Source organism: Georgenia sp. EYE_87 (assembly GCF_023148685.1).
Lineage (GTDB): Bacteria > Actinomycetota > Actinomycetes > Actinomycetales > Actinomycetaceae > Georgenia.
This window is the reverse complement of the sequence record NZ_JAHXNL010000001.1, coordinates 373,618-386,779: the sequence shown is the minus strand read 5'-3', so window position 1 is coordinate 386,779 and position 13,162 is coordinate 373,618. Positions and strand designations below refer to the sequence as shown.

Genomic DNA, 13,162 nt, shown 5'->3' with positions numbered 1-13,162 from the left:
GTCACGACACGATCGGGTCACGGTCACCCGAAGGAGGCCCGGCGCCCCGTGGCGCCGCCCGCCGCGGTGTGCGGCACCCGGATCGTGCGTCGGTACGATCGACTGGTCCTGACCGCACCTGCGAGGAGCTATCCCGGTGACCATCGACCACTTCCTGACCATCGACGGCGTCGAGCAGACGGTCACCGGCCACGCCACGGGCACCGAGCTCTTCGCCGACCGGCGCGACGTCGTCGCCATGGACGTGGACGGGGAGCTCAAGGACCTCGCGACCGAGCTGGCCGACCTCCCGGTGGGCGCCAAGGTCCAGCCGGTCACCATCGGCAGCCCCGCCGGCCTGTCGATCCTGCGCCACTCCGCCGCGCACGTCCTCGCGCAGGCGGTCCAGCAGATCAACCCGGACGCCAAGCTCGGTATCGGTCCGCCGATCGAGAACGGGTTCTACTACGACTTCGACGTCGAGACCCCGTTCACCCCGGAGGACCTCCGGGCGCTCGAGAAGGTGATGGGCCGCATCGTCAAGGAGGGCCAGACCTTCCGCCGTCGGGTCGTCAGCGAGGACGAGGCGCGCGACGAGCTGGCCGGCGAGCCCTACAAGCTCGAGCTCATCGGCCTCAAGGGCCCCGGCGGGTCCGCCGAGGGTGAGGTGGCCGAGGGGGCGTCCGTCGAGGTCGGCGGCGGCGAGCTGACGATCTACGACAACGTCCGGCGCGGGGGAGAGGTGGCTTGGAAGGACCTGTGCCGCGGCCCCCACCTGCCCTCGACCAAGCTCATCGGCAACGGGTTCCAGCTCATGCGCAGCGCCGCGGCCTACTGGCGCGGCAGCGAGAAGAACCCCCAGCTGCAGCGGGTCTACGGCACCGCCTGGCCCAGCAAGGACGAGCTCAGGGCCTACACCGAGCGACTGGCCGAGGCCGAGCGCCGTGACCACCGCCGCCTGGGCGCCGAGCTCGACCTGTTCTCCTTCCCCGACGAGATCGGCTCCGGCCTGCCGGTCTTCCACCCCAAGGGCGCCATGATCCGGATGGAGATGGAGGAGTACTCCCGCCGCCGCCACGTCGAGGCCGGCTACTCCTTCGTCAACACGCCGCACATCACCAAGGCGCAGCTCTTCGAGACCTCGAAGCACCTGGAGTGGTACGCCGACGGGATGTACCCGCCCATGCACCTGGACGAGGTGCGCGACGCCGAGGGCAACGTCACCAAGCAGGGCCAGGACTACTACCTCAAGCCCATGAACTGCCCGATGCACAACCTCGTCTTCAACTCGCGCGGCCGCTCCTACCGTGAGCTCCCGCTGCGGCTGTTCGAGTTCGGCAGCGTCTACCGGTACGAGAAGTCCGGGGTGGTCCACGGCCTCACCCGCGCCCGCGGGTTCACCCAGGACGACGCCCACATCTACTGCACCCGCGAGCAGATGAAGGACGAGCTGTCGAGCCTGCTGACCTTCGTGCTCGACCTGCTCAAGGACTACGGGCTGGAGGAGTTCTACCTCGAGCTGTCCACCCGCGACCCGGAGAAGTCCGTGGGCGACGAGGCCACGTGGGACGAGGCGACCCGCACCCTGGAGGAGGTCGCCGCCGCCTCGGGGCTCGAGCTCGTGCCCGACCCGGGCGGCGCCGCGTTCTACGGCCCGAAGATCTCCGTGCAGGCCAAGGACGCGATCGGGCGCACCTGGCAGCTCTCCACCATCCAGCTCGACTTCTTCGAGCCGGAGCTCTTCGAGCTCGAGTACACCGCCCCGGACGGCACGCGGCAGCGGCCGGTGATGATCCACCGCGCCCTCTTCGGCTCCATCGAGCGCTTCTTCGGCGTGCTCCTCGAGCACTACGCCGGGGCGTTCCCCGCGTGGCTCGCCCCGGTGCAGGTGGTCGGCGTCCCGGTGGCCGACGTCTTCGACGACTACCTGCGCGGCGTGCTCGACCAGCTGCGCGCCCGCGGGGTCCGCGTGGAGCTGGACACCTCCGACGACCGGTTCGGCAAGAAGATCCGCAACGCCGCCAAGGAGAAGGTGCCGTTCGTCCTCATCGCGGGCGGTGAGGACGTCGAGGCCGGTGCCGTGACGTTCCGCTACCGCGACGGCAGCGGGAAGACGCTGCCCGTGGCCGACGCGGTCGAGGAGATCGTCGGCAAGATCGCCGCACGGGAGCAGGTGTGACCTCGGGAGACCTGGACGATCGCCGGGCCGAGCGCGCCGGCGAGCATCCCGGCGTGCCCGACGCGTTCGAGCGCCTGTGGACGCCGCACCGGATGGTCTACGTGGGCGGGCAGGACAAGCCCGAGGACGACGGCGAGGCGGCCTGCCCGTTCTGCCGCACGCCCTCGCGCAACGACGAGGACGGCCTGGTGGTCCACCGCGGCGCGAGCGCGTACGTGGTGCTCAACCTGTACCCGTACAACCCCGGCCACCTGCTGGTGTGCCCCTACCGCCACGTCGCCGACCTCACCGAGCTCACCGACGACGAGCGAGACGAGATCGGCGCGCTCACGGCGACCGCGATGCGGGTGGTGCGTGCGGCCTCCGCGCCGGACGGCTTCAACCTCGGCATGAACCAGGGCGCCGTCGCCGGCGCCGGCATCGCCGCCCACCTGCACCAGCACGTGGTGCCCCGGTGGAACGGCGACTCGAACTTCCTGCCCGTGGTCGCCCGCACGAAGGCACTGCCCCAGGTCCTGGGGGAGACCCGCGACCTCCTCGCCGCGGCGTGGGCGGCCGCCGCACCGGAGGGGATCTAGTTGCTCAGCACCAACGCGCGCGGGTTCGCACGCGCCGTCTTCAGCCCGGCCGCCCGCCTGCTCGTCCGGCTCGGCGTCAGCCCCGACGCGGTGACCGTCGCCGGCACCGTGCTCACCTCGACGGCCGCCCTGACGCTCCTGCCCACCGGCCACCTCACCGCCGGGGCGCTGGTCCTCGGTGCCCTCGTGGTCGCGGACAACCTCGACGGGCAGATGGCCCGGCTGACCGGGACCGAGTCGCGATGGGGCGCGTTCCTCGACTCCACGATGGACCGCTTCGCCGACGCCGCGATCTTCGCCGGCGTGGGTGTCTGGGCGCTGCGCCACCTCGACGGCGCGCTGGGCAACCTCACCGCCGGGCTCGCGTTCGTGTGCCTTGTCCTGGGCAGCGTCGTGCCCTACGCCAAGGCGCGGGCCGAGTCCCTGGGCATGACCGCGAACGTCGGACTCGCCGAGCGGGCCGACCGCATCGTGGTCGTCCTCGCCGCCGTGCTGCTGACCGGGCTCGGCCTGCCCGCACAGGTGCTGACCGTCGCCCTCGCGCTGCTCGCGCTCGCCAGCGCGTACACGGTCTTCCAGCGCATGCGGGCGGTCCACGACCAGGCGCGCGGCCCGCGCACCGCGGGGGCCGACGCGGAGGACGCCAGGTGAGGGTCGACGTCGCCAAGGTCTTCTCCCTCGCCAGCACCGGCGTCGAGCACCTCCCCGAGCCGGTCGCCCGGGCACTGTTCTCCCTCGTCGCGGACGCGGTCTGGGCGCTCCGGGCCGGGGGCGTGGACCAGCTCGAGCGCAACCTCGCCCGCGTGCGCCCGGGCCTCGACCGCCGCGGGCTGCGCCGGCTCTCCCGCCGCGGCATGCGCGCGTACCTGCGCTACTACTGCGAGGCGTTCCAGCTTCCGCGGCTCAGCGAGGACCAGGTCCGCGCCCGGGTGCGTGCGGTCGGCGACGGCGCCGTGCGGGAGACCCTCGCGGCCGGCCGGTCGGTGGTGTGCGCCCTCGGCCACAACGGCAACTGGGACCTCGCCGGGGCGTGGGGCGCGAAGAACCTGGGCCCCGTCGTCACCGTCGCCGAGCACCTCGAGCCCGAGGAGGTCTTCCAGAGGTTCCTGGACTTCCGCACCGCGCTCGGCATGACGATCATCCCGTTCGACAAGGGCAGCGGCGTCTTCCGCCAGCTCATCCGGCACGCGCGGACCTCCGCGAGCATGGTCCCGCTGCTGGCCGACCGGGACCTGACCGCCACCGGGGTCGAGGTCGACCTCCTCGGACACCGCGCCCGCGTCGCACCCGGGCCGGCCGCGCTGGCTCTGGCCACGGGGCTGCCGCTCCACCCGACGATGATCCGCCACGAGCGCCTCACGGGCGCCCGCCGCCGCGCCGCCGGCTCCCGCTGGGGCATCGTCATCGAGTTCCTCCCGCCGGTGGACCGGGCGGGGGACGGCGTGGGGGGGGACGACGGCGGGGCGGACGACGGCGGGGCGGACGTCGCCACCCTGACGCAGCGGTGGGTCGACGCGCTCGGCGCCCGCATCCGCGCGCACCCGGCCGACTGGCACATGCTCCAGCCGGTGTTCCTCGCCGACCTCGACCCCGACCGCCTCGCGCGGGCGTCGGCCAGCGCCGGCCCCGAGGGCCGGGCCGGGGAGGACCGCTGATGCGCGTCGGCATCGTCTGCCCCTACTCCTTCGACGCGCCGGGCGGGGTCCAGTTCCACGTCCGCGACCTCGCCGAGGAGCTGATCCGGCTCGGGCACCACGTCAGCGTGCTCGCCCCCGCCGAGGACTCCACGCCCGTCCCCGACTACGTCGTCCCCAGCGGGAAGACGGTGGCCATCCCGTACAACGGCTCCGTCGCCCGGCTGAACTTCGGCCCCGTCGTCGGCGCCCGCGTGCGCCGCTGGGTGGAGGACGGCGACTTCGACCTGCTGCACATCCACGAGCCGTTCCTGCCGTCGCTGAGCATGCTCGCGCTGTGGGCGGCGGACGGGCCCGTCGTCGGGACGTTCCACACCTCGATGGAGCGCTCACGCGGCCTGCAGGCCATCTCGCCCGTCGTCGTGCCGATGCTGGAGAAGATCAGCGGCCGCATCGCCGTCTCCGCCGAGGCGCGCCGCACGCTGGTCCAGCACCTCGGCGGAGACGCCGTCATCGTGCCCAACGGCGTCTACGTCGACCGGTTCGCGACCGCGCCGAAGGACCCCCGGTGGATCGGGACGGAGGAGCGCCCGACGGTGGCGTTCCTGGGCCGGCTCGACGAGCCGCGCAAGGGCCTGCCGATCCTCGCCGACGCCGTCGGCCCGGTCCTCGCCGAGGTGCCGGGAGCGCGGTTCCTCGTCGCGGGGCGCGGCGAGGCGTCCGCCGAACGGGCGCAGCTCGCCCGCTTCGGTGACTCCGTGACCTTCCTCGGCGGCGTGAGCGACGAGGAGAAGGCGAGCCTGTTCGCCTCGGTGGACGTCTACGTCGCCCCGCAGACCGGCGGCGAGAGCTTCGGGATCGTGCTGGTCGAGGCGATGAGCGGCGGCGCGCTCACCGTGGCCGCCGACATCCCCGCCTTCCAGGCGGTGCTCGAGGACGGCGCCGTCGGCCGGCTGTTCCACCGCGGGGACCCCACCAGCCTCGCTCGGACCCTCGTGGACGTGCTGACCCACCGCGGCGACGGCCTCCCCCTGCGGGAGCGGGCCGCGACGGCGGTGCGCCGCTACGACTGGTCGACCGTGACCAGCCAGGTGCTCGCCGTCTACGACATGGTCCTGTCCACCGCGCACGCCCGCGTGCGGGAGGACCCGCGTTCGCGGACCATGTTCGGCCGGCTGCGCGCCGCGGCGACGGAGCGGCCGTGGGCCTGACCGAGTGGGTGCTCGTGGCCGTCGCCGTGCTGGCGGTCGTCCTCGTCGTGCTCTGGCGCCAGGCGGTGCGCGTGGACCGGCTCCACCGGACCGTGCTGCGCTCGCGCGCCACCCTCGAGGCGCAGCTCGCCCGCCGCGCCGCCGCCGCGACCGAGCTGGCGGCGTCGGGGGCCCTGGACCCCGCCGAGGCGATGGTCGTCGCCGACGTCGCGCTGCGCGCCAGCGACGCCGCCCCGGTGGACCTGGTGCCGGACGGTCTCGCGGGCAGCCCCGAGACCGGTCCGCTCGCCGGGGTGGACGACAGCGCGGGCGACGGCACGAGCCGGGCCCTGCTCGAGAGCGAGCTGAGCCGGACGCTGCGTGCGGTCCTCGGCGCACGGGCGGAGCGCGACGAGCTCGCAGCCGACCCGCGGGCGGCCGCCGTCATGACGCAGCTGCACCAGTCCTGGTACCGGCTCCAGCTCGCCCGGCGCTTCCACAACTCCCACGTCGAGCAGGTGCGCCGCCTGCGGGCCGACCCGCTGGTCCGGGTGTTCCACCTCGCCGGCCGGGCGCCGCTGCCCGAGCCGTTCGACATGGACGACGAGCTGCCCGGGGACTGAGCCTGCGCCGCGGGACGCCGGGCCGCGGGCACGGCGCGGACCGCCCGGGCCGCGGGCGCGGCGCGGACCGCCCGGGCCGCGGGCGCGGCGGGAGGCCGAGCCCCTAGGCTGGCGCCCATGTCGTCGAGCGGCCCGTCCCCCTTCGCGCCCGGTGGTCCGGACGGCCGCGGCGACCACGAGACGATCGGGTACCGCCCGTCCCCCGTGCCGGGGCAGCACGCGCCGCAGCTGGCCGCCGCCCCGCAGTGGCCGCAGCCTGCCCGGCGCCGCACGGCCACGCTCGTCGTCGAGGTCGTCGGCATCGCCCTGGGCCTCGCCGGGGCCGTGTGGCTGCTCGCCGTCATCCTCGGCCAGGGCGGGGGCGTGGGTGCGACCGTGCTCGCCGGGTTCCTCGCCCTCCTGCCGCTGGTCGGGGTGCTCGCCGCCATCGCGTGGGTCGACCGTTGGGAGCCGGAGCCGCGCTGGCTCCTCCTCGCCGCGCTCCTGTGGGGCGTCGGGGTCTCGACGGCCGTCTCCCTGATCCTCAACGAGGCCTTCGCGTTCTACGTCATGGGCGCCACCGGCAGCTCGCTGGTCGCGTCCGTGCTCGGCACCGTGGTGGGCGCGCCGCTGGTCGAGGAGACCGCCAAGGGCCTGGGCGTCCTGCTGATCTTCCTGCTGCGCCGCCGGTACTTCGACGGGCCGGTGGACGGAATCGTCTACGCGGCCGTGGTCGCGGCGGGGTTCGCGTTCACCGAGAACATCCTCTACTTCGTCCAGTACAGCGACGTCCTGACCGAGGTGTTCGTGGCGCGGGCGGTCCAGTCGCCCTTCGCGCACGTGACCTTCACGGCGGTCATCGGCATCGCCCTCGGCTTCGCCTCGAGGTCGGCCGACCGCCACTCGTGGCTGTGGCTCTTCCCGGTCGGCTGGCTGGGCGCGGTGATGCTCCACGCGGTGTGGAACGGGTCCGCGGCGCTGGCGCTCTACGACGTGCTGTACTGGCTCTTCCAGGTCCCGCTCTTCGCCGCCGGCATCGTCCTGGTGGTCTGGCTGCGCAACGACGAGAAGGCCACGATCGGCCACCGCCTGTCCGAGTACGCGCAGGCCGGCTGGTTCGCGCCGTACGAGATCCGGATGCTCACCTCGATGGGTGGGCGCCGGGCCGCCCGGCGCTGGGCGGCGTCGCGGGGCGCCGGCGCCGGCCGGGCCATGAAGGACTTCCAGCGCTCGGCGACCACGCTGGCCTTCGCGCGGCAGCGATCCCTCACCGGCCGGTACGACCTGCGCACCCATGCGGACGAGCGCGACCTCCTGGACGCCGTCGTACGGTCCCGCGCGGGATTCCTGGCCGCCGCCTAGGAGCCGCGGGTCGGCGCGGGTCCGGCCCGGCGGCCGAGAGCGCCCGTGCCGCGGCCGGTCCCAGCAGCTGGAGCCCGGCGGGGGCGCCGCTCCCGCGCGACTAGAATGGCCGTCGGGTCCGCCCCACGACCCTTTCCCCGCATCCACCGAGGTCAAACGTGTCAGAGAACGAGTTCGCCAACGACGCCCGCACTGCGCAGCAGGGCACCGCCCGGGTCAAGCGCGGCATGGCGGAGATGCTCAAGGGCGGCGTCATCATGGACGTCGTCACCGCCGAGCAGGCGAAGATCGCCGAGGACGCCGGCGCCGTGGCCGTGATGGCACTCGAGCGCGTCCCGGCCGACATCCGCGCCCAGGGCGGGGTCTCCCGCATGAGCGACCCGGACATGATCGACGGCATCATCGAGGCCGTCTCGATCCCCGTGATGGCCAAGGCCCGCATCGGCCACTTCGTGGAGGCCCAGGTCCTCCAGGCCCTCGGCGTCGACTACGTCGACGAGTCCGAGGTGCTCACGCCGGCCGACTACGCCCACCACATCGACAAGTGGAAGTTCACCGTCCCGTTCGTGTGCGGGGCGACCAACCTCGGCGAGGCGCTCCGCCGCATCACCGAGGGCGCGGCCATGATCCGTTCCAAGGGCGAGGCCGGCACGGGCGACGTCTCCAACGCCACGACGCACATGCGCCAGATCCGCGACGAGATCCGCCGGCTGCAGAACCTGCCCGAGGACGAGCTCTACCTCGCCGCCAAGGAGCTGCAGGCACCCTACGACCTCGTCAAGGAGGTGGCGGAGGCCGGCAAGCTCCCCGTCGTGCTGTTCACCGCGGGCGGGATCGCGACCCCGGCCGACGCGGCGATGATGATGCAGCTCGGGGCCGAGGGCGTGTTCGTCGGCTCGGGCATCTTCAAGTCCGGCAACCCCGCCCAGCGCGCGGCCGCCATCGTCAAGGCGACGACGTTCTACGACGACCCCACCGTGATCGCCGACGTCTCGCGCGGGCTCGGCGAGGCCATGGTCGGCCTGAACGTCGACGACATCCCCGTCCCCCACCGCCTCGCCGAGCGCGGCTGGTGACGGAACCGCTCACCTACGGGCTCGGCCCCGAGTGGGAGCCGGGACCGGACGGCGTGCCGTTCCGCCGGGCCGCCCGGGTGATCCTCCTCGACGGCGACGACCGCGTCCTTCTCGTGCGCGGTCACGACGCCGGGGAGGTCACCCGCACCTGGTGGTTCACCGTGGGCGGCGGGCTGGACGCGGGGGAGAGCGCCCACGACGGCGCCGTCCGCGAGGTGCGCGAGGAGACGGGCCTGTCCGTCGCGCACGACGCGCTGGTGGGGCCGGTGCTCACCCGCAGCGCCCTCTTCGACTTCGCCCGGGTCACCTGCCGTCAGGACGAGGAGTTCTTCCTCGCGAGGGTCGACTCCGCGGACGCCGTCACCGACGAGGGCTGGACGCTCCTCGAGCGGGACGTGCTCGACGAGATGCGCTGGTGGGAGATCGACGAGCTCGAGTCCGCCGTCGCGGCGGGCACCGTGGTCTACCCGCTCGCGCTGCCCGCGCTCGTCCGCCGTCTCCTGGACGGCTGGGACGGTTCCGTCGAGCACCTGGACGAGTCCTCCCTCTGACCACCCACGCGGCGGCCCGTCATCTCACCGGTGGGGGCAGGCACTAGACTTGCCCGCCGTGACATCTCGCCCCACCGTCGGCGTGCTCGCCCTGCAGGGCGACGTGCGCGAGCACCTCGCGGCCCTGGTCTCGGCCGGAGCGGACGCCGAGCCGGTCCGCCGGCCCGGCGAGCTCGCCGCCGTCGACGCCCTCGTCCTCCCCGGCGGGGAGTCGACGACGATGGACAAGCTCCTGCGCGCCTTCGGCCTGTTCGACCCGGTGCGCGAGCGCATCGCGGCGGGCATGCCGGTCTTCGGCTCCTGCGCCGGGATGATCCTCCTCGCCGACCGGGTCCTGGACCGCCCCGCGGACCAGCGGACGCTGGGCGGAATCGACATGACGGTCCGCCGCAACGCCTTCGGCAGGCAGGTCGACTCCTTCGAGCAGCCGCTCCGCGCCCCGGGGCTGGAGGGCGGCGAAGGACCGCTGCACGCCGTCTTCATCCGCGCACCCTGGGTGGAGGAGGTCGGCCCGGGTGTCGAGGTCCTCGCGACCACCGTCGCCCCCGCCCACGCCGCCACCGTGGCCTCCGCGAACGCCGGCGCCGGAGCACGCTCCGGACCTGCCGACGGCGGCGCGCCCGGCGGCACCGGTAGGATCGTCGCAGTCCGCCACGGCAGGCTGCTCGCGACCGCCTTCCACCCCGAGATCGGTGACGACACGCGGGTGCACCGGTTCTTCGTCAACATGGTCCGCGAGGACGCCGTGGCCGCCACGCAGTCGAGCACCTGAGGAGCACACATGTCCGGTCACTCCAAGTGGGCCACCACCAAGCACAAGAAGGCGGCCATCGACGCGAAGCGCGGCAAGCTCTTCGCACGCATGATCAAGAACATCGAGGTGGCCGCGCGCACCGGTGGCGGCGACCCGGCGGGCAACCCCACGCTCTTCGACGCCATCCAGAAGGCCAAGAAGTCCTCCGTCCCGGCCGACAACATCGACCGCGCCGTCAAGCGCGGCTCCGGCGCGGAGACCGGCGGCGCCGACTACGAGACGATCATGTACGAGGGCTACGCCCCCGGTGGCGTCGCCGTCCTGGTCGAGTGCCTCACGGACAACCGCAACCGCGCGGCCTCCGACGTCCGGGTGGCCTTCACCCGCAACGGCGGCAACCTGGCCGACCCGGGCTCCGTGTCGTACCTGTTCAACCGGCGCGGCGTCGTCATCGTCCCCAAGTCCGACGGCCTGACCGAGGACGACGTCCTCTCGGCCGTCCTCGACGCCGGGGCCGAGGAGGTCAACGACCTGGGCGAGTCCTTCGAGATCCTCAGCGAGGCGTCCGACGTCGTGGCGGTCCGCACCGCCCTGCAGGAGGCCGGTCTGGACTACGACTCCGCCGAGGCGCAGTTCGTCCCGTCCATGGAGGTCGACGTCGACGTCGACGGGGCCCGCAAGGTCCTCCGGCTCATCGACGCCCTGGAGGACAGCGACGACGTGCAGAACGTCTTCGCCAACTTCAACGCCTCCGACGAGGTCATGGCCGCCCTCGACGAGGAGGACTGACACCGTCCGGCAGCGCCGGCGGGGCGCTGCGGCGTGACCCACGCCGCCGCGCCGCACGGCGGGCCGCTGCGTCCGCGTGCGGGTGGCCGGTGCGAGAGTAGGACCGTGCGCATCCTCGGAGTCGACCCCGGACTGACCCGCTGCGGGCTCGGCGTCGTGGAGACGACCGGGAGCGGCCGGCGCGTCCGGCTCGTGGACGTCGGGGTCGTGCGGACCCCCGCGGAGCTCTCGCCGCACCTGCGGCTGCTCGAGGTCGCCGAGGAGATCGACCGGTGGCTCGAACGACACCGTCCCGACGTGGTCGCCGTCGAGCGCGTCTTCGCCCAGGCCAACGTCCGGAGCATCACCGGGACCTCCCAGGTGGCCGGGGTGGCCATGCTCGCCGCCGCGCGGGCGCACCTGCCGCTCGCCCTGCACACCCCCAGCGAGGTCAAGGCGGCCGTGACCGGGAACGGCCGGGCGGAGAAGCCGCAGGTGCAGGAGATGGTCCGGCGGATCCTCGGCCTGACCGAGAAGCCGCGGCCCGCCGACGCCGCGGACGCGCTCGCCCTCGCGATCTGCCACGCCTGGCGGGGCGGGGGTGCGGGCAGCGCGGTGCGGGCCCAGTACGGCGGCGCCGACACGCTGCCCCGAGCCGTCGGTCCCGGCCTCACCCCGGCCCAGCGGCTGTGGGCGGAGGCGGAGCGCTCGGCGCGCCGGGCCGGGGCTGTCGCACCCAAGGGGTAGTTTGGACCGCAGTCGTACAAGTGTTCACGGCCGGGGACGGCCGAGAGGGTCCGCGTGAGCGCGGCCGAGGAAGGACCCAGATGATCGCGTCAGTGACCGGGACGGTCGAGGCCGTCGGGCTCGACCACGCCGTCGTGGCCGTCGGCGGCGTCGGCATGCTCGTCCAGGCGACGCCGACGACGCTGGCCGGCCTGACGGTCGGGCGCGACGCCAGGCTCGCCACGTCGCTCGTGGTGCGGGAGGACTCGCTCACGCTGTTCGGCTTCGCCGACGACGACGAGCGCGCGGTGTTCGAGACGCTCCAGACCGTCTCGGGCGTGGGGCCGCGGCTCGCGCTGGCGATGCTGGCCGTGCACACCCCGGACGGCCTGCGCCGCGCCGTCGCGGGGGAGGACCTCGCCGCCCTGCAGCGCGTCCCCGGCATCGGCCGGAAGGGCGCCCAGCGCATCGTCCTCGAGATCGGCGAGAAGCTCGGCGCGCCCGGCGACGGCCTCGGCCCGGGCACGGCGCCGCCCGGGGCCCCCGCGGCGACCCAGGCCCCCGAGGTGGTCGAGGCCCTGGTCCAGCTCGGCTGGAGCGAGAAGGTAGCCGCCGCCGCCGTGGAGTCCGTGACGGGCGCGGAGCAGCCGCCGGCCGACGTGCCGGGGATCCTGCGGGCCGCGCTCCAGCACCTCGGCGGTCACGCCCGTGTCTGAGGAGCAGGAGGTCATGGACGCCGGCGCCGACGAGATCGAGCGCGCCGCCGAGGCGGCCCTGCGACCGCGCCGGCTGGCGGACTTCGTCGGCCAGGAGGTGGTGCGCGACCAGCTCTCACTCGTGCTCGACGCCGCCAGGGCGCGCAGCACGCCGCCGGACCACGTGCTGCTGTCCGGCCCGCCCGGCCTGGGCAAGACCACCCTCGCGATGATCATCGCCGCCGAGGTCGAGGGCGCCCTGCGCCTGACGTCGGGGCCGGCGATCCAGCACGCCGGGGACCTCGCCGCCATCCTGTCCTCGCTCCAGGCGCACGACGTGCTCTTCATCGACGAGATCCACCGCCTCGCCCGCCCCGTGGAGGAGATGCTCTACCTGGCCATGGAGGACTACCGGGTCGACGTCATCGTCGGCAAGGGGCCCGGTGCGACGTCGATCCCGCTCTCGCTGCCGCCGTTCACCGTGGTCGGGGCGACCACCAGGGCCGGTCTGCTGCCCGCGCCGCTGCGCGACCGGTTCGGGTTCACCGGCCACCTGGACTTCTACACGCCCGAGGAGCTCGAGCGGGTGCTGCACCGCAGCGCCGGCCTCCTCGGCGCGACCCTGCACGACGACGCCGCGCGCGAGCTCGCCTCGCGCTCCCGCGGCACCCCGCGCATCGCGAACCGGCTGCTCCGCCGCGTCCAGGACTTCGCGCAGGTGCGCGGCACCGGGCTGCTCGACCTCGCCGCCGCGCACGGCGCGCTGGACGTGTTCGAGGTGGACCGTCTCGGCCTGGACCGGCTCGACCGGGCCGTCCTGCAGGCGTTGTGCTCACGCTTCGGCGGCGGCCCGGTGGGGCTGACGACGCTGGCGGTGACAGTGGGCGAGGAGCCCGAGACCGTCGAGACGGTCGCCGAGCCGTTCCTGGTGCGCGAGGGGCTCGTGGTGCGCACCCCGCGCGGGCGGATGGCCACCGCCGCCGCGTACGAGCACCTCGGGCTCGAACGCCCCGGCGACGGCACGCTGTTCGGCTGAGGAGCACCGGCGCCGGCGCCGCTCCACGCGGA

At 74.1% G+C, this 13,162-nt stretch carries 14 protein-coding genes; all 14 read left to right on the top strand.

What is annotated here, in order from left to right; all coding sequences use genetic code 11:
- Positions 1-136 precede the first annotated feature (136 nt).
- The 14 genes from thrS (at position 137) to ruvB (ending at position 13,130) form a co-directional block, all read left to right on the top strand.
- The gene (gene thrS, locus KZX45_RS01730; protein ID WP_248255980.1) at positions 137-2,158 is read left to right on the top strand and encodes a threonine--tRNA ligase; all 2,022 of its coding nucleotides are present in this window, start codon (positions 137-139) and stop codon (positions 2,156-2,158) included.
- Positions 2,155-2,736, top strand: coding sequence for an HIT domain-containing protein (locus tag KZX45_RS01725; RefSeq protein ID WP_248255979.1), 582 nt, complete (start codon positions 2,155-2,157; stop codon positions 2,734-2,736). Before thrS ends, KZX45_RS01725 begins: the two co-directional genes overlap by 4 nt.
- Positions 2,737-3,387, top strand: coding sequence for a phosphatidylinositol phosphate synthase (pgsA, locus tag KZX45_RS01720; RefSeq protein WP_248255978.1), 651 nt, complete (start codon positions 2,737-2,739; stop codon positions 3,385-3,387).
- Entirely contained in the window at positions 3,384-4,391 is a 1,008-nt protein-coding gene (locus KZX45_RS01715) for a phosphatidylinositol mannoside acyltransferase (protein WP_248255977.1), read from the top strand. Before pgsA ends, KZX45_RS01715 begins: the two co-directional genes overlap by 4 nt.
- Complete coding sequence (locus tag KZX45_RS01710) at positions 4,391-5,581, top strand: glycosyltransferase family 4 protein (protein WP_248255976.1); 1,191 nt, start codon at positions 4,391-4,393, stop codon at positions 5,579-5,581. The genes KZX45_RS01715 and KZX45_RS01710 overlap by 1 nt, the downstream gene beginning before the upstream one ends.
- Positions 5,572-6,183 (top strand): hypothetical protein, encoded by a 612-nt coding sequence (locus tag KZX45_RS01705; protein ID WP_248255975.1) that lies wholly within the window; start codon positions 5,572-5,574, stop codon positions 6,181-6,183. Before KZX45_RS01710 ends, KZX45_RS01705 begins: the two co-directional genes overlap by 10 nt.
- Before the next feature lie 117 nt (positions 6,184-6,300).
- Positions 6,301-7,524: a PrsW family intramembrane metalloprotease gene (locus KZX45_RS01700; RefSeq protein WP_248255974.1), complete on the top strand. Its 1,224-nt coding sequence runs from the start codon at positions 6,301-6,303 to the stop codon at positions 7,522-7,524.
- Between the two features lie 158 nt (positions 7,525-7,682).
- Complete coding sequence (gene pdxS / locus KZX45_RS01695; RefSeq protein WP_308221690.1) at positions 7,683-8,600, top strand: pyridoxal 5'-phosphate synthase lyase subunit PdxS; 918 nt, start codon at positions 7,683-7,685, stop codon at positions 8,598-8,600.
- On the top strand, positions 8,597-9,151 hold the full coding sequence (locus KZX45_RS01690; RefSeq protein ID WP_308221689.1) for an NUDIX domain-containing protein: 555 nt from the start codon (positions 8,597-8,599) through the stop codon (positions 9,149-9,151). Before pdxS ends, KZX45_RS01690 begins: the two co-directional genes overlap by 4 nt.
- A 58-nt stretch (positions 9,152-9,209) precedes the next feature.
- Complete coding sequence (gene pdxT, locus KZX45_RS01685; RefSeq protein WP_248255973.1) at positions 9,210-9,923, top strand: pyridoxal 5'-phosphate synthase glutaminase subunit PdxT; 714 nt, start codon at positions 9,210-9,212, stop codon at positions 9,921-9,923.
- Positions 9,924-9,932: 9 nt separating this feature from the next.
- A complete protein-coding gene (locus KZX45_RS01680; RefSeq protein ID WP_248255972.1) occupies positions 9,933-10,694 on the top strand; it encodes a YebC/PmpR family DNA-binding transcriptional regulator in 762 nt (253 codons plus the stop codon).
- 105 nt (positions 10,695-10,799) lie between these two features.
- Positions 10,800-11,420 (top strand): crossover junction endodeoxyribonuclease RuvC, encoded by a 621-nt coding sequence (ruvC, locus tag KZX45_RS01675; RefSeq protein WP_248255971.1) that lies wholly within the window; start codon positions 10,800-10,802, stop codon positions 11,418-11,420.
- Between the two features lie 80 nt (positions 11,421-11,500).
- Complete coding sequence (ruvA, locus tag KZX45_RS01670) at positions 11,501-12,115, top strand: Holliday junction branch migration protein RuvA (RefSeq protein ID WP_248255970.1); 615 nt, start codon at positions 11,501-11,503, stop codon at positions 12,113-12,115.
- 13 nt (positions 12,116-12,128) lie between these two features.
- Positions 12,129-13,130, top strand: coding sequence for a Holliday junction branch migration DNA helicase RuvB (gene ruvB, locus KZX45_RS01665; RefSeq protein ID WP_248256292.1), 1,002 nt, complete (start codon positions 12,129-12,131; stop codon positions 13,128-13,130).
- Positions 13,131-13,162 lie beyond the last annotated feature (32 nt).